The 24,684-nt window shown below is 60.4% G+C and carries 21 protein-coding genes and 1 pseudogene; 15 read left to right on the forward strand and 7 right to left on the reverse strand.

All coding sequences use genetic code 11. The annotated features are described in order from the left end of the window. Positions 1–116: 116 nt before the first annotated feature. Together ACIPZ8_RS13720 and ACIPZ8_RS13725 are read left to right on the forward strand one after the other, a co-directional pair. Entirely contained in the window at positions 117–980 is an 864-nt protein-coding gene (locus ACIPZ8_RS13720; RefSeq protein WP_400723800.1) for an RHS repeat-associated core domain-containing protein, read from the forward strand. Positions 981–1,054: 74 nt separating this feature from the next. After that, positions 1,055–1,765 (forward strand): RHS repeat-associated core domain-containing protein, encoded by a 711-nt coding sequence (locus ACIPZ8_RS13725; RefSeq protein ID WP_400723803.1) that lies wholly within the window; start codon positions 1,055–1,057, stop codon positions 1,763–1,765. Positions 1,766–1,813: 48 nt separating this feature from the next. Here ACIPZ8_RS13725 and gbcA read toward each other — a convergent pair whose 3' ends face one another. Then, positions 1,814–3,106, reverse strand: a complete 1,293-nt coding sequence (gbcA, locus tag ACIPZ8_RS13730) for a glycine-betaine demethylase subunit GbcA (protein ID WP_400723806.1) — start codon at positions 3,104–3,106, stop codon at positions 1,814–1,816. A 298-nt stretch (positions 3,107–3,404) separates the two neighbouring features. On the opposite strand from gbcA, the gene gbcB reads away from it, so the two are divergent. After that, a complete protein-coding gene (gene gbcB, locus ACIPZ8_RS13735) occupies positions 3,405–4,505 on the forward strand; it encodes a glycine-betaine demethylase subunit GbcB (protein ID WP_400723809.1) in 1,101 nt (366 codons plus the stop codon). 43 nt (positions 4,506–4,548) lie between these two features. Here the strand turns inward: gbcB and ACIPZ8_RS13740 are convergent, their stop codons facing one another. Continuing rightward, on the reverse strand, positions 4,549–6,174 hold the full coding sequence (locus ACIPZ8_RS13740; RefSeq protein WP_400723812.1) for a methyl-accepting chemotaxis protein: 1,626 nt from the start codon (positions 6,172–6,174) through the stop codon (positions 4,549–4,551). Between the two features lie 275 nt (positions 6,175–6,449). Here ACIPZ8_RS13740 and ACIPZ8_RS13745 point away from each other — a divergent pair, with 275 nt between their 5' ends. The 4 genes and pseudogenes from ACIPZ8_RS13745 to ACIPZ8_RS13760 all read left to right on the forward strand — a co-directional run bounded on the left by ACIPZ8_RS13745 (position 6,450) and on the right by ACIPZ8_RS13760 (position 9,037). Beyond that, positions 6,450–6,680, forward strand: a complete 231-nt coding sequence (locus ACIPZ8_RS13745) for a hypothetical protein (RefSeq protein WP_261941869.1) — start codon at positions 6,450–6,452, stop codon at positions 6,678–6,680. Further along, positions 6,677–6,979 (forward strand): cell division protein ZapA, encoded by a 303-nt coding sequence (locus ACIPZ8_RS13750; protein ID WP_400723815.1) that lies wholly within the window; start codon positions 6,677–6,679, stop codon positions 6,977–6,979. Before ACIPZ8_RS13745 ends, ACIPZ8_RS13750 begins: the two co-directional genes overlap by 4 nt. A gap of 165 nt (positions 6,980–7,144) precedes the next feature. Beyond that, positions 7,145–8,173 (forward strand): annotated as a pseudogene (locus ACIPZ8_RS13755) (cache domain-containing protein); the annotation flags it as partial. Positions 8,174–8,308: 135 nt separating this feature from the next. Next, on the forward strand, positions 8,309–9,037 hold the full coding sequence (locus ACIPZ8_RS13760) for a methyl-accepting chemotaxis protein (RefSeq protein WP_400724098.1): 729 nt from the start codon (positions 8,309–8,311) through the stop codon (positions 9,035–9,037). A 120-nt stretch (positions 9,038–9,157) separates the two neighbouring features. On the opposite strand, the gene ACIPZ8_RS13765 is transcribed toward ACIPZ8_RS13760, so the two are convergent. Further along, the gene (locus ACIPZ8_RS13765; protein ID WP_400723818.1) at positions 9,158–10,198 is read right to left on the reverse strand and encodes a low specificity L-threonine aldolase; all 1,041 of its coding nucleotides are present in this window, start codon (positions 10,196–10,198) and stop codon (positions 9,158–9,160) included. 294 nt (positions 10,199–10,492) lie between these two features. On the opposite strand from ACIPZ8_RS13765, the gene ACIPZ8_RS13770 reads away from it, so the two are divergent. From ACIPZ8_RS13770 to fdhA, 8 genes are all read left to right on the forward strand, one after another. Further along, entirely contained in the window at positions 10,493–11,746 is a 1,254-nt protein-coding gene (locus ACIPZ8_RS13770) for a serine hydroxymethyltransferase (RefSeq protein WP_063914517.1), read from the forward strand. A gap of 15 nt (positions 11,747–11,761) precedes the next feature. Next, positions 11,762–13,012, forward strand: coding sequence for a sarcosine oxidase subunit beta family protein (locus tag ACIPZ8_RS13775; protein WP_003255680.1), 1,251 nt, complete (start codon positions 11,762–11,764; stop codon positions 13,010–13,012). Between the two features lie 14 nt (positions 13,013–13,026). Further along, positions 13,027–13,362: a sarcosine oxidase subunit delta gene (locus tag ACIPZ8_RS13780; protein ID WP_400723821.1), complete on the forward strand. Its 336-nt coding sequence runs from the start codon at positions 13,027–13,029 to the stop codon at positions 13,360–13,362. Continuing rightward, complete coding sequence (locus ACIPZ8_RS13785) at positions 13,359–16,376, forward strand: sarcosine oxidase subunit alpha (RefSeq protein WP_400723824.1); 3,018 nt, start codon at positions 13,359–13,361, stop codon at positions 16,374–16,376. Before ACIPZ8_RS13780 ends, ACIPZ8_RS13785 begins: the two co-directional genes overlap by 4 nt. A 74-nt stretch (positions 16,377–16,450) precedes the next feature. Next, complete coding sequence (locus tag ACIPZ8_RS13790; RefSeq protein WP_400723827.1) at positions 16,451–17,083, forward strand: sarcosine oxidase subunit gamma; 633 nt, start codon at positions 16,451–16,453, stop codon at positions 17,081–17,083. A gap of 12 nt (positions 17,084–17,095) precedes the next feature. Then, positions 17,096–17,953, forward strand: a complete 858-nt coding sequence (gene purU, locus ACIPZ8_RS13795; protein ID WP_400723830.1) for a formyltetrahydrofolate deformylase — start codon at positions 17,096–17,098, stop codon at positions 17,951–17,953. 304 nt (positions 17,954–18,257) lie between these two features. Continuing rightward, complete coding sequence (locus tag ACIPZ8_RS13800) at positions 18,258–20,648, forward strand: lectin (RefSeq protein WP_400723833.1); 2,391 nt, start codon at positions 18,258–18,260, stop codon at positions 20,646–20,648. Between the two features lie 274 nt (positions 20,649–20,922). After that, on the forward strand, positions 20,923–22,122 hold the full coding sequence (gene fdhA / locus ACIPZ8_RS13805; RefSeq protein WP_060480490.1) for a formaldehyde dehydrogenase, glutathione-independent: 1,200 nt from the start codon (positions 20,923–20,925) through the stop codon (positions 22,120–22,122). Positions 22,123–22,164: 42 nt separating this feature from the next. Here fdhA and ACIPZ8_RS13810 read toward each other — a convergent pair whose 3' ends face one another. From ACIPZ8_RS13810 to ACIPZ8_RS13825, 4 genes are all read right to left on the reverse strand, one after another. Continuing rightward, a complete protein-coding gene (locus ACIPZ8_RS13810) occupies positions 22,165–22,374 on the reverse strand; it encodes a hypothetical protein (protein WP_400723836.1) in 210 nt (69 codons plus the stop codon). A 163-nt stretch (positions 22,375–22,537) separates the two neighbouring features. Then, a complete protein-coding gene (locus tag ACIPZ8_RS13815) occupies positions 22,538–22,801 on the reverse strand; it encodes a DUF3077 domain-containing protein (protein WP_400723839.1) in 264 nt (87 codons plus the stop codon). Between the two features lie 156 nt (positions 22,802–22,957). Next, positions 22,958–23,200 (reverse strand): hypothetical protein, encoded by a 243-nt coding sequence (locus ACIPZ8_RS13820; protein ID WP_400723841.1) that lies wholly within the window; start codon positions 23,198–23,200, stop codon positions 22,958–22,960. Positions 23,201–23,643: 443 nt separating this feature from the next. Continuing rightward, entirely contained in the window at positions 23,644–24,537 is an 894-nt protein-coding gene (locus tag ACIPZ8_RS13825; protein ID WP_400723844.1) for an RHS repeat-associated core domain-containing protein, read from the reverse strand. Positions 24,538–24,684 lie beyond the last annotated feature (147 nt).

A 24,684-nucleotide genomic window follows, 5' to 3' on the forward strand; every position in this document is an offset into this window, starting at 1 on the left:
CTGCCAGTTTCGCAAGCTGGCAAACTCGATTAGTTTTGTCGTTGACAGACTCCTCTAACGCGAACGCATAAAATATGCCTCCTGTTCGTTTGTTAACGACCTATCACAACCGTTCAATGTTCGCTGAAGCCGAAGCGTCCATGCGCGCCTATACACCTTACGGTTATCGTGCTGATCAAGGTGGTCCAGTCTTGGGGTTCACTGGGCAACCACGTGATGCAAACACCGGCTGTTATCTGCTTGGTAATGGCAGGCGTGCATTCAATCCCCGCTTGATGCGTTTTCACAGTCCGGATGACATGAGCCCTTTCTCAGCGGGTGGGCTAAATGCCTACGCATATTGTGCTGGTGATCCGATCAATCGCAGTGATCCGTCTGGGCGGTCCTGGTTGGATTGGCTGGTGCAAGGCATCTTTGCGACCGGTAATGCAGTAACGATCGGCGCAGGCGTGAGCTTCAGGGGGAATCACCATGCCAATCCTTCTGGCGGCGTTGTCTCTTGGACTCAGCGCCTGACCGATCAATATATATCCCGCGCCTTGACCACAGGCGGCAGTACGGGTTTGGTCGCACGTGGCGCCGCAGTTGGGGCGATGATTAGTCCCGCGCGTGCGCCAATGTTGAATCAATTAGGTAGTTACGCAAATGCAGTTTCCGGAACACTGGTCGTTTCGGCAACGCTCATCTATGAGGGGCGTGCTGCTTATCGCTGGTGGAATCAGGCTGCTGCCGCAGGGCGATCACCTGGTCATGCCTTGAAGCGCGGCGCTTATGAGGCCACAAGCCTCGATTTGGTGGTCGGTGCAGCAATGCGTGTTGGGCGCGGTGCTGTCAGCGCAGGAAGGACTGTCGTCGCTGCTGCGGGGGATGTGGTGAATGCCGTAACTGGCGCGGTAGCGGGCGTAGCCAGGTCCATTGCCAATCGCTGGAGTGCGCGCGCGAGTAGTTATGACATCAGAAATGAAGACAGCAGGCTATGAGCATTGCGGCTTTTTGGGGTGCGCCTGGCGAGTTCCAGCAATAGGCCCTACCAGGCATGGGAGGCGTGTTGAGCATGGCTTATCTGCCTTATGGCCACTCATGTCATTCGGCTCGTAGCAGATTGGCATTCTGTGGAGAGCATCGTGACGCAATGAGCGGTGTCTATCACTTGGGCAATGGTCATCGCACCTATAACCCGATACTCATGAGATTCCACAGTGCTGATGCTCTGAGCCCATTCGGTGTTGGTGGCATCAATGCCTATACCTATTGCTCCAGCGACCCAGTCAATCGAGTCGATCGCAATGGCGCATTCTCCATACATAACTCAATTTTCCTGACAGTCTTGGCAGAAGGCGCACTTAACGTCACCGACGGGGTCTTGTCAGCGTTCAAGGTAGTCGTTCAGGGGCGTTTGTGGAATTCCGCGCCTACACTTTCCCAACAATTCCAGGTCTTCGCCAAGGTTCACAAGGGGACTTTGAAAGTCGCTGCATCTGCTTTGCTATGGGGCGAGCAAGGGGCGCCAGCCATCCCGACCGTCAAGGAGAGTGTCGTGGCAGGGGCTGCGGCCACGGGCCTAGGTCTCTTGGAGCGTCTTGTGAACCTCCAGCAGCACGCGACAGTGGTGGTGCCCTATCTGCGGGAATCACCAGCCCGGATCCCCGGTGTGGCTTTGGAAACGCTGGGAATTCTGACAGGGGTAACTCAGGTGCAGACCTTAAGCCGCATTGCTGTTCGGACGATTCGTGAAAAACTGGGGGGGCCAGTTACTCGCCTGTGAAGATAAGAACCAGGCAACCAATCGCTTGCCTGCCTGGTTCAAACCTGTTTACTGCGCCTGCACTTCCTTCAGATAAGGCGCCGGCTCCGCCCCCAGGTTGTTCAGCAAGCGCTGGCTGTACCAGTCGATGAAGTTGACCACACCAAACTCGTAGGTCTTCGAGTAAGGCCCAGGCTGGTAAGCGGTGGAGTTGATCCCGCGCTGGTTCTCTTCGGCCAGGCGGCGGTCCTGGTCGTTGGTGGCGTCCCACACCTTGCGCATGTGCTCAGGGTTGTAGTCCACGCCTTCGACGGCATCCTTGTGCACCAGCCACTTGGTGGTGACCATGGTCTCCTGGGCGCTGATCGGCCACACGGTGAAGACGATCATGTGGTCGCCCATGCAGTGGTTCCACGAGTGCGGCAGGTGCAGGATGCGCATCGAGCCCAGGTCCGGGTTCTTGATGCGGCCCATCAGCTTCTGGCAGGCCTGCTTGCCGTCCATGGTCATCGACACGGTGCCCTTGAGCAGCGGCATGCGCACGATGCGGTTACGCAGACCATGGCTCTTGTGCAGGTACGGGATCTTCTCGGCTTCCCAGGCGGCGGCGGAAGCGGCCACGTGGTCCTTGAATTCCTGGCTGGCGCGCGGGTCGTTGGTGTCGTCCCACTCCAGCAGGGTCTGCAGCAGTTCCGGGTGCGAACCGGAGCAGTGGTAGCACTCGCGGTTGTTCTCCAGTACCAGCTTCCAGTTGGCCTTTTCCATCAAGGTGGTCTGCACCGCCACCTTGGTGTTTTCCATGTCGTACGGTTCCATGTAGTGGTCCAGGGTGGCCAGGAACTCGTCGATGGCAGGCGGGTTTTCCGCCAGGCTGATGAAGATGTAGCCGCCGGAAACCTTCACATGCACAGGCTTCAGGCCGTATTCCTTCATGTCGAAGTCGGCGCCCATTTCGGTGCCGGCGAACAGCAGGCGGCCGTCCAGCTCGTAGGTCCACTGGTGGTAGTGGCAGACCAGCTTGGCCACCTTGCCCTTGTCGCTCACGCACAGACGCGAGCCGCGGTGGCGGCAGACGTTATGGAAGGCATGCACCTTGCCTTCAGCACCACGCACCACCAGGATCGGGTTCTTGCCGATCTGCAGGGTGATGTAGTTGCCCTTGGCCGGGATCTCGCAAGTCATGCCGGCGATCAGCCATTCCTTCTGGAAGATCTCCTGCATGTCAATCTGGAACAGACGCTCGTCGGTGTAGAACGGCTGGGGCAGCGAGTAGGTGCGCTCGCGGGTCTGCAGCATCTCGGCGGTGGCCTTGCGTGCAGGTTCCAGTGGATCGCCCAGGCTCAGGGTTGCGGTGACGTCCATCGTGTATTCCTCGGGGCCGTGTGCGGCCGGCAAAAGGTGGCTAATCGTTGTTGTGGTGCCGCAAGGCTGCTCTTCTGAAAAAAACAGCGAGTTGTTTTGCCGTGGAGTGTGCGTCCGAAGACGCCACGAACCGTATCCATGGGCGACATGGCCGATTTGAATTACGACGCGCCAGCCCTTGCAGCGCGGGGCTGGTCGCGATGAGCACGCCGATGTCGCTGGCAGGAATGTACGGCGCTCACGGGTTGAGCATTATCGGAGCCATGAAAAGGGCCATAGTCGGCCGCTGGAGATGAACATGTCCGATACCTTCCTCAATCCGGTCACCACCCAGACCTGGGCCAACGGCCGCCACATCGTGCGCTGCGTCAAGGTCATCCAGGAGACCTGGGACGTGCGCACCTTCTGCTTCATGGCCGACCAGCCGATCATGTTCTTCTTCAAGCCCGGGCAGTTCGTCACCCTGGAGCTGGAGATCGAAGGCAAGCCGGTGATGCGCTCGTACACCATCTCCAGTTCGCCGTCGGTGCCCTACAGCTTCTCGATCACGGTCAAGCGCGTGCCGGGCGGGCTGGTGTCCAACTTCCTCCACGACACCATGCACGAAGGCGCCGAGCTGCCGGTGCACGGGCCGGTGGGGCTGTTCAACGCCATCGACTTCCCGGCAGGCAAGGTGCTCTACCTTTCCGGTGGCGTGGGCATTACCCCGGTGATGTCGATGGCGCGCTGGTTCTACGACACCAACGCCAACGTCGACATGGTGTTCGTGCACAGCGCCCGTTCACCGAAAGACATCATCTACCACCGCGAGCTGGAACAGATGGCTTCGCGCATCCCCAACTTCAGCCTGCACATCATCTGCGAGAAGCACGGGCTGGGTGAGCCGTGGGCGGGTTATCGCGGCTACCTGAACCAGCGCCTGATGGAGCTGATCGCGCCGGACTACATGGAGCGCACGATCTTCTGCTGCGGCCCGACGCCGTACATGACGGCGGTCAAGCGCATGCTCGAGGCGGTTGGCTTCGACATGAAGAACTACCATGAGGAGTCGTTCGGCGCGACGCCGGCAGAGGCCAAGGCCGATGCCGTGGAACATGCCGAGCAGGCGGCCGATGCGCCGGAATTGGATGCTTCGGACCTCAACCTGGTGGAGTTCATCGGCAGCGAGAAGAGCATCCGCGTCGCCCCGGGCGAGACCGTGCATGCGGCGGCGGCGAAAGTCGGGTTGATGATTCCGAAGGCCTGCGGCATGGGCATATGCGGGACCTGCAAGGTGCTCAAGCTGGGCGGCGAAGTGGAGATGGAGCACAACGGCGGGATTACCGAGGAAGACGAGGCCGAGGGCTACATCCTGTCGTGCTGCAGTGTGCCGAAAGGGGATGTGCGGATCGATTACTGATCCGAGATTGCCGGCGCCGCAAAGCGGCCCCGGCTTTCTGAAGTCAGGTACGGAAGCGCGCTACCAACCCATTCAAATCCACCGCCAGGCGCGACAGCTCGGCACTCGCCGCGCTGGTCTGATGCGCCCCGGTAGCACTCTGCACCGACAAATCATTGATGTTCACCAGGTTGCGGTCCACTTCCCGCGCCACCTGGGCCTGCTCCTCGGCCGCACTGGCGATCACCAGGTTACGCTCGTTGATCTGCGCCACAGCCCCGGCAATGGTATCCAGCGCCATGCCCGCACCCTTGGCGATGTTCAGCGTCGACTCGGCGCGCTCGGTGCTGGTGCGCATCGACTCTACCGCCTGTTCGGTACCGCCCTGGATGCTGCCGATCATGCGCTCGATCTCGCTGGTCGACTGCTGGGTGCGATGGGCCAGCGCCCGCACTTCATCCGCCACCACGGCAAAACCACGCCCGGCCTCACCGGCACGCGCCGCTTCGATCGCGGCGTTCAGCGCCAGCAGGTTGGTCTGGTCGGCCAGGCCGCGGATCACGTCGAGCACCTTGCCGATGTCGCGCGATTGTTCGGCCAGGTGGGTGATCAGCTTGGCGGTGGCCTGCACGTCACCGCTCATGCGTTCGATGGCGCCCACGGTTTCCATGACCAGGTCACGACCGTCGCCGGCCGAGCAGCTGGCTTCGCTTGAAGCTTCCGACGTGCTGACCGCATTGCGCGCGACTTCTTCCACGGCACTGGTCATCTCGGTGACGGCCGTGGCGGCCTGTTCGATTTCGTTGTTCTGCTGTTGCAGGCCACGGGCGCTTTCGTCGGTGACGCAGTTCAGCTCCTCGGCGGCCGAGGCCAGCTGGGTGGCGGAACCGGCAATCAGTTGCAGGGTGTCGCGCAACTTGTCCTGCATGCGGGCCATGGCGCGCTGCAGGCGGGCCGCTTCGTCGCTGCCTTCGGCGCGGATGACCTTGGTCAGGTCGCCGTCGGCCACCTGTTCGGCTGCCTGCAGTGCTTCTTCGATCGGCTTGACGATACTGCGGGTCAGCAGGAAGGCGCAGAGGAAGGTCAGCACAGTGGCGGCGATCAACAGGCCGATCACCAGGGCGAAGGCGGCGGCGTACTGGCTGGCGGCGGTTTCATTGGTGGCGCGGGTCTGGTCAGTGTTGATCTGCACCAGGGTGTCCATGATCTTGTTGATCTGTTCGGAGTTGGCCAGCAGGTCGCGATTGAGCAGGTCACGCAGTTCGTCCAGGCGGTCGGCCTGGCTCAGGCTGCGCATGCGCGACTCGAGCTGGCGGTACTGGTTGAGCAGTTGGGTGTACTGGTCGAAGGCGGCCTGCTCGTCGGCGGCACCAATCATCGGCAGGTAGGCCTGGCGGGCACGGTCGATCTGGGCGTTGCGCTGGTCCAGCAGGTTGAGGGTATCGCGCTGGGTTTCCGGCTCGCGGTTGAGCAGCAGGCGATAGGACAGGGTGCGCAGACGCAGGTTGAGTGCCGTCAGTTCATCCAGGGTCTTGATGCTGGGCACGCTGATGTTTTCGATGGCCACACCGGCCTGGCGGATGTTGCCCATCTGCATGAGCGAAAAGATACCGAGGCCGAGCATGAGCACGCCGATCAGGGCGAACCCGAGCAACGCGCGCGGGGCGATGTTCATGTTGCGTAGAGACATGGGGAAGAATCCAGGAGGGAATATGGAGGCGCGGTCCGTGCGACGAAATATGACCTACCTGTCTATCGGTCGTGACTGATGAGTCTTGAGGCTGAGCCAGGGAAAATGTGAGCCAGCTAACTATTTACCTGACCGGCGGTTGATCCAGGTCGGAACAAGGGGCCCGATACCCTGTCAATCTGCGGGGTAGAAACCTTAAGAATCCGATATTTAATGGCGGGGGCTCACGCTTTTCTTTATCGTGTGCGCCCTTTGCAACAACCCGAGATAGACCCATGCTGGAAGCCTCCCTGAATCAACTCGAGCAACTGGTCAGCGACCTGATGCAGAAAAACGCTCAACTCACCGAGCAGAACACTACCCTCGGCCAGGCTCTGGCCCAGGCCAAGGAAGAAAACGAAACCCTGCAACTGTCGCTGATGGAGCAGGAAGAGAAACACGGCGCCACCGCTGCGCGCATCCAGGCGCTGGTCGAGCGCGCCAGTGCCGGCGTCGTCGGCGCATGAGACTGCAAGCGCAGCCGATCAATGTCGTGTCGATCCTCGGCAGCGACTATTCGATCAAGGCGCCCGAAGGCCAGGAAGAAACCTTGGCCCAGGCAGTGCGGATGCTCAACACCGCGCTGAACGAAACCAAGCGCCAGTACCCGACCCTGATCGGCGACAAATTGCTGGTGCTGGCCGCGCTGAACCTGTGTTCCAAGCAGGTTGAACTGCAGAAGGAACACCAGCAGACCCTCGAGCGTACCCAGGCGCAGATCGACGCCACGGTGGACGCTATCGTTCGGACCATCGCTGAGTCCTGATTGAATGCTGGGGCTGCAAGGCAGCCCCAGCGTCCCATGCATTGTTCCAGATCACTGGATTAACTGAATACGCAAGTGTATACACTTCTCGCAAAACAATAATGAGCGGGGAGCAGGGGCATGCGTATCTGGCGTAAGAGCATCCAGTGGCAATTGATTGCAAGCATGGGCGCCGCCCTGCTGGCGAGCATTCTGGTGGTGGTGATCATCTTCACGGTGGCGCTCAACCGTCTGACCGAGCGTTATCTGCTGGAAACGGCCTTGCCGGCCAGCATCGAAGCAATTCGCAACGACATCGAGCGCATGCTTGGCCAGCCCCTGGTGGCTGCGGCTGACATCGCGGGCAACACGCTGCTGCGTGACTGGCTCGCCGGCGGTGAGGATCCCGCTCAAACGCCGCAATTCCTGGAGTACCTGCAGGCTGCCAAGCAACGCAACCATGCATTCACCACGCTGTTCGCCTCGACCGAAACCGGCAACTACTACAACGAGGTTGGCCTGGACCGCGTCCTCAGCCGCGACAACCCCAATGACAAGTGGTTCTACGGCTACATCGACAGCGGCGCCGAACGCCTGGTGAATATCGACATCGACCATGCCACGGGCGAACTGGCGCTGTTCATCGATTACCGGGTGGAAAAGGCTGGCAAGCTGGTCGGCGTGGCCGGCATGGGCCTGCGCATGACCGAGCTGTCGAAACTGATCCACGATTTCAGCTTCGGCGAGCACGGCAAGGTCTTCCTGGTGCGCAACGACGGCCTGATCCAGGTGCATCCGGACGCGGCCTTCAGCGGCAAGCGCCAGCTCGCCGAGCAAATGGGCGAGGACGCAGCCAGGGCGGTCATGGCCAAGGGGGGGCAACTGCACAGCGGCCAGTTCAGCCGAGACGGCGAAGACTACCTGGCGCTGGGGTTGCCTTTGCGCGACCTGAACTGGACCTTGGTGGCCGAAGTGCCGAAGGCAGAAATCTACGCGCAGATGCGCCAGGCGGTGTGGCTGACCAGCCTGATCGGCGGCGCGGTTGCGTTGATTTCGCTGCTGCTGGTGGTACTGCTGGCGCGTGGGTTGGTACGGCCGATTCGCCGCGTCACCGCTGCGCTGGTAGAAATCGGCGGCGGGAGCGGGGACCTCAGCCATCGCCTGGACGATGCCCGTCAGGATGAACTGGGTGATCTGGCCCGTGGTTTCAATCGCTTCCTCGACAGCCAGCGCGGCCTGATTGGCGAAGTGTTGCGCACCAGCCAGCGCCTGCACCTGGCTGTGGAGCAGGTAACCCAGGTGGTGGACAACACGGCCGAGCGCTCCGGTCGCCAGCAGGAAATGACCGAGATGGTCGCCACTGCCGTGCACGAGATGGGCCTGACCGTGCAGGACATCGCCCGCAATGCCGGTGATGCGGCCCAGGCGTCGCAATCGGCACGGGAGGAGGCGTTGCAGGCGCGTGAAGTCGTGCAGCGTTCGATCCGAGGTATCGAGGGCATGTCGGGTGATATCGGCAAGGCGGCCGATGCCGTCAGCCAGTTGGCCGATGAAGTCGCCTCGATCGATGAAGTGCTTGCTGTCATCCGCAGTATTTCCGAGCAGACCAACTTGCTGGCGCTGAACGCAGCCATCGAGGCCGCGCGGGCAGGGGATATGGGCCGCGGGTTTGCCGTTGTGGCCGATGAGGTGCGTACCTTGGCCCGGCGTACGCAACTGTCGACCGATGAAGTGCAGCAGATGATCCAGCGCCTGAAGCAGGGTGCGGGTTCAGCCGTGAGTTCGATGCAGGCGGGGCAGCAGGCGACTGGCAGTGGTGTGGAGTCCAGCCAGCGTACTGGCGCGTCTTTGGGCGCGATTACCGATCAGGTCGAGCACATCAGCGACATGAACCACCAGGTGGCCACCGCGACCGAGGAGCAGTCGGCGGTGACCGAGGAGATCAACCGCACGGTGCAGGGGATTTCCGACCTGGCACGGGAGACGGCGGCCGAGGTGCAGGGGTGCCGCGAGGAATGCCAGGCCTTGCGTGGGTTGGCTGATGATCTGGCGCGGCAGATGGGTGGGTTCAAACTCTAGATTGCTGGGGCCGCTTTGCGGCCCTTTCGCGACGCAAGGCCGCTCCTACAAGGAAACGCGTACCTCGTGTAGGAGCGGCCTTGTGTCGCGAAAGGAGGGCGAAGCCCTCCCGGCAATCTGTCAGGCGGTGATGATGCTGCGGATATCCGCCGCCAGTTCACGCACCCGCTCTTCCTCGGTATCCCACGAGCACATGAACCGCGCCCCGCCGCTACCAATGAAGGTATAGAACCGCCAGCCCCTGCCGCGCAGCGCTTCAATGGCATGCTCCGGCATCTGCAGGAACACCCCGTTGGCCTCCACCGGGAACATCAGCTCGACCCCAGGCAAGTCGCTCACCAGCGACGCCAGCAACTGCGCGCAACGGTTGGCGTGGGCGCCATGGCGCAGCCAGGCGCCATCTTCCAGCAACCCGACCCACGGCGCCGACAGAAAACGCATCTTCGACGCCAGCTGCCCGGCCTGCTTGCAGCGGTAGTCGAAGTCCTCGGCCAGCTGGCGGTTGAAGAACAAGATCGCCTCACCCACCGCCATGCCGTTCTTGGTGCCGCCAAAGCACAGTACATCGACGCCGGCCTTCCAGGTCAGCTCGGCCGGGCTGCAGCCGAGGAACGAGCAGGCGTTGGTGAAGCGCGCGCCGTCCATGTGCAGGTTCAGGCCCAGCTCCTTGCAGGTGGCGCTGATCGCCTTGAGTTCGTCGGGGCGATAGACGGTGCCGACCTCGGTGGCTTGGGTGATGGTGACCACCCGCGGCTTGGGGTAATGGATGTCCTGGCGCTTGAGCGCCACTTCGCGGATCGACTCGGGCGTCAGTTTGCCGTTGACGCTGGGTGCGGTGAGCAGCTTGGAACCGTTGGAGAAGAACTCCGGCGCGCCGCACTCGTCGGTTTCGACGTGGGCGGTCTCGGAGCAGATCACGCTGTGGTAGCTCTGGCACAGCGAGGCCAGGGCCAGGGAGTTGGCGGCGGTGCCGTTGAAGGCGAAGAACACTTCGCAGTCGGTTTCGAACAGGTTGCGGAAGTATTCCGACGCACGTTCGGTCCACTGGTCGTCGCCGTAGGCACGGTCGTGACCGTGGTTGGCCTTTTCCATCGCGGCCCAGGCTTCGGGGCAGATGCCGGAATAGTTGTCGCTGGCGAATTGTTGGCTCTTATCTGTCATGACACTGTCCTGTGAACGACGCAGAACAGCACTCTAAACCATTGCTGAAACGGTTGCCTATACAAGCTGTCAGTGCCGGCCCTTCGCGGATAAATCCGCTCCTGCAAACGGCACATCGTGTGTAGGAGCGGATTTATCCGCGAAGGGCCGGCAAGTACAGCACAAAAGCCAATGTCGTAAACGCGCCATTGCAAGGCGTGCGCAGGCATCTGACCCGCTCCGCCCAGTCATAACATCGCCACAAAGGGCCACAGTGCCCCACGACAAAAAACGATCGCTGCCGGGAGATACATGATGTTCAGCAAGCAAGACCAGATCCAGGGTTATGACGATGCACTGCTGGCGGCGATGAATGCCGAAGAACAGCGTCAGGAAGATCACATCGAGCTGATCGCTTCGGAGAACTACACCAGCAAGCGCGTGATGCAGGCCCAGGGCAGCGGCCTGACCAACAAGTACGCCGAAGGCTACCCAGGCAAGCGCTACTACGGTGGCTGCGAGCACGTCGACAAGGTCGAGGCACTGGCCATCGAGCGCGCCAAGCAGCTGTTCGGCGCCGACTACGCCAACGTCCAGCCGCACTCTGGCTCGTCGGCCAACGGCGCGGTCTACCTGGCCCTGCTGCAGGCCGGCGACACCATCCTCGGCATGAGCCTGGCCCACGGCGGCCACCTGACCCACGGCGCCAAGGTGTCGTCCTCGGGCAAGCTGTATAACGCGGTGCAATATGGCATCGACACCAACACCGGCCTGATCGACTACGACGAAGTCGAGCGCCTGGCCGTCGAGCACAAGCCGAAGATGATCGTTGCCGGCTTCTCGGCCTACTCCAAGACCCTCGACTTCCCACGCTTCCGCGCCATCGCCGATAAAGTCGGTGCGCTGCTGTTCGTCGACATGGCCCACGTTGCCGGCCTGGTTGCCGCTGGCCTGTACCCGAACCCGATCCCGTTCGCCGACGTGGTCACCACCACCACCCACAAGACCCTGCGCGGCCCACGTGGCGGCCTGATCCTGGCCAAGGCCAACGAAGAGATCGAGAAGAAGCTCAACGCCGCCGTATTCCCGGGCGCCCAGGGCGGCCCGCTGATGCACGTGATCGCCGCCAAGGCCGTGTGCTTCAAGGAAGCGCTGGAACCTGAGTTCAAGAGCTACCAGAAACAAGTCATCGAAAACGCCCAGGCCATGGCCCAGGTGTTCATCGACCGCGGCTACGACGTGGTTTCCGGCGGTACCGACAACCACCTGTTCCTGGTCAGCCTGATCCGCCAGGGCCTGACCGGCAAAGATGCCGACGCCGCCCTGGGCCGCGCGCACATCACCGTCAACAAGAACGCCGTGCCGAACGACCCACAGTCGCCGTTCGTCACCTCCGGCCTGCGCATCGGCACCCCGGCCGTCACCACCCGTGGCTTCAAGGTCGCGCAATGTGTGGCACTGGCCGGCTGGATCTGCGACATCCTCGACAACCTCGGTGACGCTGACGTCGAAGCCGATGTGGCGAAGAACGTCGCGGCCCTGTGCGCTGACTTCCCTGTTTACCGCTGAGTGGAGTAAACGACCATGCAACGCTACTCGGGCTTCGGCCTTTTCAAGCACTCCCTCAGCCACCACGAGAACTGGCAGCGCATGTGGCGCACGCCGACCCCTAAAAAGGTCTACGACGTGGTCATCGTCGGCGGTGGCGGCCACGGCCTGGCCACGGCCTACTACCTGGCCAAGGAACACGGCATCACCAACGTCGCGGTGATCGAGAAGGGTTACCTGGGCGGCGGCAACACTGCCCGTAACACCACCATCGTGCGGTCCAACTACCTGTGGGACGAGTCGGCGCACCTGTACGAGCACGCCATGAAGCTGTGGGAGGGCCTGTCCCAGGACCTCAACTACAACGTCATGTTCTCCCAGCGCGGCGTCTACAACCTGTGCCACACCCTGCAGGACATGCGTGACTCCGAGCGTCGTGTCAGCGCCAACCGCCTCAACGGCGTCGATGGCGAGCTGCTGAATACCGCCCAGGTCGCGGCCGAAATCCCGTACCTGGACTGCTCGAAGAACACCCGCTACCCGATCCTCGGCGCCACCGTTCAGCGCCGTGGTGGCGTAGCCCGTCACGACGCCGTGGCCTGGGGCTTCGCCCGTGCCGCCGACGCCCTGGGCGTGGACCTGATCCAGCAGACCGAAGTGATCGGCTTCCGCAAGGAAAACGGCGCGGTCATCGGTGTGGAAACCAACAAAGGCTTCATCGGCGCCAAGCGCGTCGGCGTGGTCACCGCCGGTAACTCCGGGCACATGGCCAAGCTGGCCGGCTTCCGCCTGCCGCTGGAATCGCACCCCTTGCAGGCATTGGTGTCGGAGCCGATCAAGCCGATTATCGACTCGGTGATCATGTCCAACGCCGTACACGGCTACATCAGCCAGTCCGACAAGGGCGACCTGGTGATCGGTGCCGGTATCGACGGCTGGGTCGGCTACGGCCAGCGCGGTTCGTACCCGGTGATCGAGCACACCCTGCAGGCCATCGTCGAAATGTTCCCCAACCTCTCGCGCGTTCGCATGAACCGCCAGTGGGGGGGCATCGTCGACACCTCGCCGGACGCTTGCCCGATCATCACCAAGACCCCGGTCAAGAACATGTTCTTCAACTGCGGTTGGGGTACTGGCGGCTTCAAGGCGACCCCGGGTTCGGGCAACGTCTTCGCCGCGAGCCTGGCCAAGGGCGAAATGCACCCACTGGCCGCGCCGTTCTCCATGGACCGTTTCTACAACGGCGCACTGATCGACGAACACGGCGCCGCCGCCGTCGCCCACTAACCGGAGACACCGTCATGTTGCATATTTTCTGTCCCCACTGCGGCGAGCTGCGCTCCGAAGAAGAGTTCCACGCCTCTGGCCAGGCGCACATCGCCCGCCCGCTGGACCCCAACGCCTGCTCCGACGAGGAGTGGGGCACCTACATGTTCTACCGTGACAACCCACGCGGGATTCACCACGAACTGTGGGACCACGTTGCCGGCTGCCGCCAGTACTTCAACGTCACCCGTAACACCGTGACCTACGAAATTCTGGAAACCTACAAGATTGGCGAGAAGCCGCAAGTGACCGAAGCCGGCAAGCCAAGCAGCGCACCGTCGACCGTCAAAGGCCAAGGGGAAAAAGTATGAGCCAGACCTATCGCCTCGCCAGCGGCGGCCGTATCGACCGCAGCAAGGTCCTGAACTTCACCTTCAACGGCAAGACCTACCAGGGTTATGCCGGTGACAGCCTGGCCGCAGCGTTGCTGGCCAACGGCGTCGACATCGTTGGCCGCAGCTTCAAGTACTCGCGCCCACGCGGCATCATCGCCGCCGGTACCGAAGAGCCGAACGCCATCCTGCAGATCGGCTCCAGCGAAGCCACCCAGATCCCTAACGTGCGTGCCACCCAGCAGGCGCTGTACGCAGGCCTGGTCGCCACCAGCACCAACGGCTGGCCGAACGTCAACAACGATGTCATGGGCATCCTCGGCAAGGTCGGCGGCAGCATGATGCCGCCGGGCTTCTACTACAAAACCTTCATGTACCCGAAATCGTTCTGGATGACTTACGAGAAGTACATCCGCAAAGCCGCCGGCCTTGGCCGCGCGCCGCTGCAGAACGACCCGGACAGCTACGACTACATGAACCAGCACTGCGACGTGCTGATCGTCGGCGCCGGCCCTGCTGGCCTGGCCGCCGCGCTGGCCGCTGCCCGCAGCGGTGCCCGGGTGATCCTGGCCGATGAGCAGGAAGAGTTCGGCGGCAGCCTGCTCGACACCCGCGAAACCCTCGACGGCAAGCCTGCCGCCGACTGGGTCAACGCCGTGGTCAAAGAGCTGGAAAGCCTGCCGGAAGTGACCCTGCTGCCACGCGCCACGGTCAACGGCTACCACGACCATAACTTCCTGACCATTCATGAGCGCCTCACCGACCATCTCGGCGACCGCGCCCCGATCGGCCAGGTTCGCCACCGCGTGCACCGCGTCCGCGCCAAGCGCGTGGTGCTGGCTGCCGGCGCCCACGAGCGCCCGCTGGTGTACGGCAACAACGACTTGCCGGGCAACATGCTGGCCGGTGCTGTTTCCACCTACGTACGCCGCTACGGCGTGGCCCCGGGCCGCAAGCTGGTGCTGTCGACCAACAACGACCACGCCTACCGCGCCGCGCTCGACTGGCACGACGCTGGCCTGCAAGTGGTCGCCATTGCCGACGCCCGCCACAACCCACGCGGTTCGCTGGTTGAAGAAGCACGTGCCAAGGGCATCCGCATCCTCACCTCCAGCGCCGTGATCGAGGCCAAGGGCACCAAGCACGTCAGCGGCGCCCGCGTGGCCGCCATTGATGTGCAGGCACACAAGGTCACCAGCCCTGGGGAAACCCTCGAATGCGACCTGATCGCCACCTCCGGCGGCTACAGCCCGATCGTGCACCTGGCGTCGCACCTGGGCGGTCGCCCGGTCTGGCGTGAAGACATCCTCGGCTTCGTGCCCGGCGATGCCCCGCAGAAGCGTGAATGCGTGGGTGGCATCAACGGCGTGTACGTCCTTGGCGACGTGATCGCCGATGGCTTCGAAGGCGGCGCCCGCGCAGCCACCGAAGCCGGCTTCAAGGCCACCGTCGGCAGCCTGCCGAAAACCGTGGCGCGCAAGGAAGAGGCCACCGTGGCGCTGTTCCAGGTGCCGCACGACAAAGGCACTGCCCGCGCACCCAAGCAGTTCGTCGACCAGCAGAACGACGTCACCGCCGCCGCCATCGAACTGGCCACCCGCGAAGGCTTCGAGTCGGTCGAGCACGTCAAGCGCTACACCGCACTGGGCTTCGGTACCGACCAGGGCAAGCTGGGCAACATCAACGGCCTGGCCATTGCCGCCCGTTCGATCGGCATCACCATCCCGGAAATGGGCACCACCATGTTCCGCCCGAACTACACGCCGGTGACCTTCGGCGCGGTAGCCGGTCGTCACTGTGGCCACCTGTTCGAGCCGGTGCGCTTCACCGCCCTGCATGCCTGGCACGTGAAGAACGGCGCCGAGTTCGAAGACGTCGGCCAGTGGAAGCGCCCTTGGTACTTCCCGAAAGCCGGTGAAGACATCCATGCCGCCGTGGCCCGCGAATGCAAGGCCGTGCGCGACAGCGTGGGCCTGCTGGACGCCTCGACCCTGGGCAAGATCGACATCCAGGGCCCGGACGCACGCGAGTTCCTCAACCGCATCTACACCAACGCCTGGACCAAGCTCGACGTGGGCAAGGCCCGCTACGGCCTGATGTGCAAGGAAGACGGCATGGTCTTCGACGACGGCGTGACCGCCTGCGTCGGCGACAACCACTTCATCATGACCACCACCACCGGCGGCGCCGCCCGCGTGCTGCAGTGGATGGAGCTGTACCACCAGACCGAATGGCCAGAGCTGAAGGTGTACTTCACCTCGGTTACCGACCACTGGGCGACCATGACCCTGTCCGGCCCCAACAGCCGCAAGCTGCTCAGCGAGCTGACCGACATCGATATGGACAAGGAAGCCTTCCCGTTCATGACCTGGAAGGAAGGCAACGTCGGCGGCGTACCGGCCCGCGTGTTCCGTATCTCGTTCACCGGTGAGCTGTCGTACGAAGTCAACGTGCAGGCCAACTACGCCATGGGCGTGCTGGAACAGATCATCGAGGCCGGCAAGAAGTACAACCTGACCCCGTACGGCACCGAGACCATGCACGTACTGCGTGCCGAGAAGGGCTTCATCATCGTTGGCCAGGACACCGATGGCTCGATGAACCCGGACGACCTCAACATGAGCTGGTGCGTAGGCCGCAACAAGCCGTTCTCGTGGATCGGCCTGCGTGGCATGAACCGCGAAGACTGCCTGCGCGACAACCGCAAGCAGCTGGTAGGCCTGAAGCCGATCGACCCGACCAAGTGGCTGCCGGAAGGCGCCCAGCTGGTGTTCGATCCGAAGCAGCCGATCCCGATGGACATGGTGGGCCACGTGACCTCCAGCTATGCCTCCAACTCCCTGGGCTATTCGTTCGCCATGGGTGTGGTCAAGGGCGGCCTCAAGCGCATGGGCGAGCGTGTCTACTCGCCGCAGGCAGATGGCAGCGTGATCGAGGCGGAGATCGTGTCTTCGGTGTTCTTCGATCCGAAGGGTGAGCGGCAGAACGTCTAAGGCCCCGGATGGCGGCGCAGTCTGCTTGCACGGCTGCGCTGCCCTGACGAACAAGAATTCAAGGCAGGTAAGAAATGAGCGCTATCAACGTCTTCCAGCAAAACCCCGGCGCCGAGGCCAAGGCCCAGTCGCCACTGCACCACGCCGACCTGGCCAGCCTGGTTGGCAAAGGCCGCAAGAACGCAGGCGTGACCCTGCGTGAGAAGAAATTCCTCGGTCACCTGACCCTGCGTGGCGATGGCCACAACCCGGAATTTGCCGCTGGCGTGCACAAGGCCCTGGGCCTGGAACTGCCCGTGGCCCTGACCGTGGTTGCCCGTGGTGATACCTCGCTGCAATGGGTCGGCCCCGACGAGTGGCTGCTGATCGTCCCGGGCGGCGAGGAACTGGCGGTCGAGCAAAAGCTGCGTGCGGCCCTCGAAGGCCAGCACATCCAGGTGGTCAACGTCAGCGGCGGGCAGAGCCTGCTGGAACTGCGCGGCCCGAACGTGCGCGAAGTGCTGATGAAATCCACCAGCTATGATGTTCACCCGAACAACTTCCCGGTCGGCAAGGCTGTCGGCACCGTGTTCGCCAAGTCGCAACTGGTGATCCGCCGCACCGCCGAAGACACCTGGGAACTGGTGATTCGCCGCAGCTTCGCCGATTACTGGTGGCTGTGGCTGCAGGACGCTTCGGCCGAGTACGGCCTGAGCATCGAGGCATAAGGAGAGCAGAACATGAGTCGGGCACCGGATACCTGGATTCTCACCGCCGATTGCCCGAGCATGCTCGGCACCGTCGACGTGGTGACGCGTTACCTCTACGAGCAGCGCTGCTACGTCACGGAGCACCACTCCTTCGATGACCGGCTGTCGGGGCGCTTCTTCATTCGTGTGGAGTTCCGCCAGCCGGACGATTTCGACGAGGTCGGCTTCCGTGCCGGCCTCGCCGAGCGCAGCGATGCGTTTGGCATGACCTTCGAGCTGACTGCTCCGAATCACCGCCCCAAAGTGGTGATCATGGTGTCCAAGGCTGACCATTGCCTGAACGACTTGCTGTATCGCCAGCGCATTGGCCAGCTGGCCATGGACGTGGTCGCAGTGGTGTCCAACCACCCGGACCTCGAACCCCTGGCGCATTGGCACAAGATTCCCTACTACCACTTCGCCCTCGACCCGAAGGACAAGCCTGCGCAGGAGCGCAAGGTGATCCAGGTGATCGAAGAAACCGGTGCGGAGCTGGTGGTGCTTGCCCGCTACATGCAGGTGCTGTCGCCGGAGCTGTGCCGGCGTCTTGATGGTTGGGCGATCAACATTCACCACTCGTTGCTGCCGGGGTTCAAGGGCGCCAAGCCTTATCACCAGGCCTACAACAAGGGCGTAAAGATGGTCGGCGCCACGGCGCACTACATCAACAACGACCTCGACGAAGGGCCGATCATTGCCCAGGGCGTCGAGGTGGTGGACCACAGCCATTACCCCGAAGATTTGATTGCCAAGGGGCGGGATATCGAATGCCTGACCTTGGCGCGGGCCGTGGGTTACCACATTGAGCGGCGGGTGTTCCTGAACGCCAACCGAACGGTTGTGCTTTAAGCAGCTGTCCCGGGCCAATCGACGGCAAGTGGGTTTCACAGGGACTACCAAGCCCACTGGCCGTGGTGATTCTGTGATCGCTGGTTTGCCGGCTGTTGGCCTTATTCCCTTCCATGACGCCGCTAAACTCAGTCCAAAGGCCTGAGGATTGGCACATCGTCGCGTTGCCTCTTGCCCCCGCAGTGGCCACCTGTTGTATCGGCTGAACACGACGACAGCAAGTGAACACTCTCAATTCTGCCAGTAGTGATGAAAGGTTCGGACTGTTAGCGTGACCTGATAGTGGACGCTCTCAGGGGAACCTATGAAAGTCATTTTGAATGTGCTGTGTTTACCTTTTGTTTTATTTCATTTCAAAGCATTTTCGATAGAAATGAATCTGTACCAGCAACTGGTAAACACGGTTCAGGATAATTCCGTTTGCCTGGCCCTCGGTAAGGATTTTGAATCGGTATCGCTGCAAAAATGTGATGACACTGCTAATCAGCAATGGATATTCGCACAGTCCGGCGCCAGGTTTTTCATCAAAAGTATGGCACTTGGGCATTTGAACAAAGAGATGTGTTTAGTCGCTTTGGATCAGGACAGGTTGAAAATGGCAACGTGTGCCAGTGCCAGTCCGGGTGATTACCAATCGAAGCGGCTTTGGAGTAAAGGTGGGAGCGACAGCAGTGGGCTGTTAAACAAGTATATTGCTGACAAGGGCAAGCCAAACTATCTGCAAAGTACGGTCGACGGAAAATTGGTGTTTGGGAGTGGACAGCCCGAGGCCGCAAAATGGGTGTCCACTCAGCCTCTGTATGAGCAAATCGTCAGTGACATTGGTGGGGTTGAGGCGTGCCTGACGTTAGCCGACGACCACACCTCGGTCGCGCTGCAACAGTGCCGTGGAAAAGATCAGCAGCAATGGCGATTGGCCCCGTCAGGTACCCGGTTACACATCAAAAACAAGGCACTGAGCGGTGCAACGCAGGAAATGTGTTTATACGCTGCGAGTAAAAGCGTAGTCAAAATGGCTGCCTGCGCCAGCGCGGGCGGCAATGACTTCAGTTCTCGCCGTCTCTGGGAACGAAAAGGTAATCACCCCAGCTTTCTGCTGAATAAATACATCAGTGACAGAGGACAGCCTAATTTCCTTCAGTACACCGAAGACAAGCGGTTGATATTGGGCGGCCAAGACAGCGCCACTGCCAAATGGAATATCAGTAAGCGCTATGGCCATGTCAGGAATGTTGAAAAGGGCCAGGAGCGCTGCCTTGCGCTGGCGCCGAATAATGTTGATGTCGAGTTGGCCGCGTGCTCGCGTGAAGCCAGGCAGGACTGGAGCATGGGCGTTACAGCGGGCTTTAATAGATTGGAAAATCGATTTTTGGCCAGCGAGGGAAATGAAAAGTGCTTGGGGTCGGCTGCTAAAATGATTGATTGCCAAGGCAGTGGCTATCAATCACAACGGACGTGGTTGGCCAGCAGGAATTTCATCCCTGCACCGGCCATGATCGGGTTTACATTGCAAAACAAATATCGCAACGATCTAGGCAAAAAAGAGGTTCTCGGTTTCTCAGGTAATCATGTTCAGATGGTGCCGGCTTCGTCTGAAATGGGTGCCACCTGGATATTTGACCTGGACATCCCTGTTATTGCGAAGCGCCCCGTTGTGGGGAATAAAAAAGTTCTGCTGTTGCACACCCACTACAGTGACAGACCGGAAACCGACTTCGCCGAGGTCAAGCGAGGCTTTTTGGGTAGCGAAACGGGTAACTATTCGTTCGTTAACGCCGTGTCGCTTGCGTCTGGTAACAAACTACATTTCACCGGCGACGCGGTCACCGGTCTTGATTTGGGGCCACGCCCTTCAGGTTGCCCAAGTGGCGAACTGAGGGCTAAAGCGGTTGAGCGTGCACTTGAAAAGGGGTGGGATGCGAAGGGCTATGATTATCTTGCGGTTGAAATTCCCCCCACAGCTTGTTCCTGGTCTGGCCTGGCCGCGAAGCCAGGTAATTGGGCCATGGGCAATGGCGTAGGCTGGAAACCCTGGATGTGGCAGCATGAGTTTGGCCATAGTCTGGGAGGCCCGCATGCGAAATCACTGGCGCATTGCCCAACTCAACAGAATGTTGTTCAAGTCGGTGGTGACGGCTGTACTGTCACGAGTCTCGCAGACCCTTCGGATACGCTCAATGGCGGAGGGGGGCGTCTTTATCCCCTGCCTTACCAGTATTTTGCGGGCTGGATGACGGATGAACAATTCCCCGAAGTGCTGAATAATGGCACTTATAAAATTGCCCCCTTGTTTGCACCTGCCGACTCGGCAGTTGTAAAAGGCCTGCGGCTGTTCCGCAGCGATGGTAGCTACCTCGTCCTGGAGTTTCGTCAGCCCTCGGAAGGGTTTGAAAATTGGGACGCTGCTGATCCGTTCGTCAACGGTGTGATCGTCAGAGTGGTTCAATTCAGCGTGAACACCGTCTCCAATACACTTGTAGACACAACACCTGATAGCCCGAACGGCATGAAAGATGCCCCTTTGATGCAAGGTAAGCAAATAGACGACCTGCTATCGGGGAAACGGGTTACGGTTCGTCACATTGACAAGACAGGGGCAACAGTTGAGATCACCGATGTCCCCGGTCATGTGTCCTTCCACCGGCCGCCTGCCAGAACCGCTGCAGAGCTGCACGAAGAAGTCATTGAAAATTGAGGTGGAGGATGCCAGGTCAGTCAAGGCTGCCTGATTCGTGAGTGTTGTGGGCGCATGGCGTGACGGGATGTCAGTCATGCGCCTAGCGCTGAGCGCTTGAAAAGGGGCTGGCGCATTTTCACCTGCCGCTAAAAGGCATCTCTCTGTCGTTTCCAGTCAGCGCAAGTCGACCTGCCAGGCCCACAATTCCCTGCATTCCAGTAACACAAGCCGCCCATGGAAGGCGGCGCGTTCCACCACCGCTGCATAAATAAAAATCAAGCGAGGTAAGAGCATGTCTGGCAATCGTGGAGTGGTGTATCTCGGCGCGGGCAAGGTCGAGGTGCAGAAGATCGACTACCCGAAAATGCAAGACCCACGCGGCAAGAAGATCGAGCACGGCGTGATCCTCAAGGTGGTTTCCACCAACATCTGCGGCTCCGACCAGCACATGGTCCGCGGCCGCACCACTGCCCAGGTCGGCCTGGTCCTGGGCCACGAAATCACCGGTGAAATCGTCGAGATGGGGCGTGATGTAGAGCGCCTGAAGATCGGCGACCTGGTGTCGGTACCGTTCAACGTCGCGTGCGGCCGCTGCCGCTCGTGCAAAGAGATGCACACCGGTGTCTGCCTCACCGTCAACCCGGCCCGCGCCGGTGGCGCCTACGGCTACGTCGACATGGGCGACTGGACCGGCGGCCAGGCCGAATACGTGCTGGTGCCATACGCCGACTTCAACCTGCTGAAACTGCCGGACCGCGACAAGGCCATGGAGAAGATCCGTGACCTGACCTGCCTGTCCGACATCCTGCCAACCGGCTACCACGGCGCCGTCACTGCCGGCGTTGGCCCAGGCAGCACCGTCTACGTCGCTGGTGCCGGCCCGGTCGGCCTGGCCGCCGCAGCCTCTGCGCGCCTGCTGGGTGCCGCGTGCGTCATCGTGGGCGACCTGAACCCAGCCCGCCTGGCCCACGCCAAGTCCCAAGGCTTTGAAGTGGTCGACCTGTCCAAGGACACCCCGCTGCACGAGCAGATCGTCGACATCCTCGGCGAGCCGGAAGTGGACTGCGCCGTCGACGCCGTTGGCTTCGAGGCCCGCGGCCATGGCCACGAAGGTGCCAAGCATGAGGCCCCGGCCACCGTGCTGAACTCGCTGATGCAAGTGACCCGAGTGGCCGGCAACATCGGTATCCCGGGCCTGTACGTGACCGAAGACCCGGGCGCGGTGGATGCTGCCGCCAAGATCGGCGCGCTGAGCATCCGCTTCGGCCTGGGCTGGGCCAAGTCGCACAGCTTCCACACCGGCCAGACCCCGACCATGAAGTACAACCGCCAGCTGATGCAGGCGATCATGTGGGACCGCATCAACATTGCCGAAGTGGTGGGCGTGCAGGTGATCAACCTCGATCAGGCGCCGGAAGGGTATGGCGAGTTTGATGCAGGCGTTCCGAAGAAGTTCGTGATCGACCCGCACAAGATGTGGGGCGCGGCGTGATCGCGTGATGTGACAAAGAGCCCCTCGATTTGAGGGGCTTTTTTATGGCTGTTCGGCTGGGCCTTGCACGACAAGCACCGAGCCCATCTGATCGGTGGCCAGTAGGCCACCGGCTTGAGTGTCGTCTGTGCTGAGCTCTGCCAGCGGTTGTTCCGCATTGCGGAAAATGGCGCGACCCTGGTCGCCTTCTTTCACGGTAATGAGCTTGTCGCCCTGGTAGAAGAAAAGTGAACGTTTCGATGCTTTGCTCATGATTCAAGTCCCTACCGTGCTGGATGAATGGAGGCTGCTTGGAGCCCATTCTGAACAGCTGCAGGGATTTTGATACTGGCAGAAATACTAGTTTTATAGCCTGACACGAGTCTCTGTGGGAGCGGGCTTGCCCGCGAAGAGGCCAGCCCTGCCACCCCATCACTCAGCGCATCATCCCCAACTCAGCATCATCCATCAGCGCCTTGGCCATCGCGCTCAGATAGTGTGAAGCCCAAAGCAACTGCGGCTTGTTGTCCATCAGGCCATCAATGGTCAAATCCCGCACATAGCCCATCAGTTCAGAGGCCTGTTCCCGCGCACTCTGGCAGGGAATGCCCGGGGCAATGCAGAACAGCGGGTGGGTATGGCCTTCGCCCTGGTAGAAAAAAGTCGTGCCTACGGTGGTCTTGGTGTCGTCGCTGGACATCGTTCTATCTCCCTGAAGTTTCTCGATCGCCAGGCCCGGCCATTCGCGGCTAAAGCTGCTCCTACAGGCCGTGCGCCAAGCCTGAGGCCAGCATTGAACCTGTAGGAGCGGGCTTGTCCCGCGAAGAGGCCAGGCCAGGCAAAACAAGGTTGAACCCTAGTGCAGCGTTCGCGGCTCCGCCGGTACCTGCACCTGGATCAAGGCCGTTTCAAGCAGCACCCGCAACGTTTCGAGCTCATGCATCGTGGCCATGATCAGAATCGAAGCCGGCGACTTGGGCTGCAGCAGAATTGCCTGATGCGCGACGGTCTGGGCACACAGCGCATAGTCCGTGGCCTGGATAAGGGTGTCTTCGAGGGAATGGGAGGTGTGGGGTGGATCGGGGACAATCTTAAGCATGATGGATGACCTCTAAGTGATGCCACCACCGGCCTGCTGTCAAACAAGAAGGAGGCAGCTGTACATGGGTTGACAGACCGGTAGGTCAACCAAAACCCGGCGCACGTGAGTGCCCCATGCACAGCTGCCATAGCGGCAAAAGCCATGTGGTTGACGAGGGCGCCCTGTCAAAGCCGGTCGCTGAATTTGCAGCGACCGCCCGAGACTAGACACCAGCCCAGATCATCGCAATGGCTTAAGCGGCTTGGGAGCATATTTCAGAAACGTCCTACAAGTAAGCGGAAAATTCGGAAAACTTGAATCGTATTGACGCATTGAGCATCCGCTTCGGCCTGGGCTGGGTCTATTTGTACAGCTTTTTCATGATTCGAGTCTTTGAGTGGGAGTGAAAGTTGCAAATTTATTAATGCTGGTTAAGCACCGGCTCATTTTCAGTGCTACAACTAATTTTCAGTTATGGCACGTAGGTACTTGTTTAGCTTTTCAAGGTCCGCACTTAATTTGCCGATTTCCTCGAACGGTTTAAGTTTTGTTTGAACTTGGCCTAGCTTATCTCGGTATGGGGTTTGCTCGTTCCTAAGATCTTTTATCTGTTGTTGCTTTTTCGGGCTTCTGGAGCTGCCTGGTTGTTCATTGATTTGCTTTATTTTGAGGTTGCGAGAATCTATTTCTTTGTTGAAGTATGCTTCCTGCGTTTTCAAAGCCTGTACGTCGGAGTTTTTTGTCTTTTGTTGTAGTTTGGAAATCTCTTCGCTTATTATGCCAGTCTCTTGGGTTAGGGTTTGTCTATGATCAGAAGTTAGCTTTTTCGGATTTCCATTCAGACCCCTAAGGTACCTTGAATCATTGCTCGGACTTTTGAGCAGTTTATATTGACTCAAGATGTCTAGAATGGCTTGCCTTAATTGGCCGGAGGAATCGATATAATTGATGGGGTCATTACTGCAGTACGAATACGTATTTAATCCGCCCTTACCGAACGGGCTCAGGTTGTCTGGAGAGTAAAAGCGCATTAGGCTAGGGCTGTAAGTCCGGTATCCATTGCCAAGAAAATAGGCCTCGACTTGAACTTGGAAAAGCTCGCCGTTGAATCCTAGGTAAGACGGCGGATTCCGGGGCAGGCCATAGGGCGAGTAGCAGTGGGCAGTTTTATTTTTATTAAGCCCTTCAAAAACAGAGCCTTTCTGGTCGGTACTTAAGATGGTTGTTGTCTTGGTTTCTGCGTGTTGTTGCGCGAGGCATGCAGCAGGTGAGTGAAAGATTTTTTGAGTATTCTTTTCGCTAATTGTGGCTGAAAGCTTTCTGCTTATGTAGAAAAAGTGTGTGTTGTTCGTCACGATGTCCACTCCTAATTTGGTGAAAATCCGAATGTCATGAGATCTAGTGTCTGTCAGTTTTGTCGGGTTTGGCTACTGGCAAAAATGCTAGGTGCGTACTCAAACATGGCTAACCATATTTATACGTTCGTGTATTCAAACAGTGTG

This window comes from Pseudomonas sp. NPDC089422 (genome assembly GCF_044749405.1).
Classification (GTDB): domain Bacteria; phylum Pseudomonadota; class Gammaproteobacteria; order Pseudomonadales; family Pseudomonadaceae; genus Aquipseudomonas.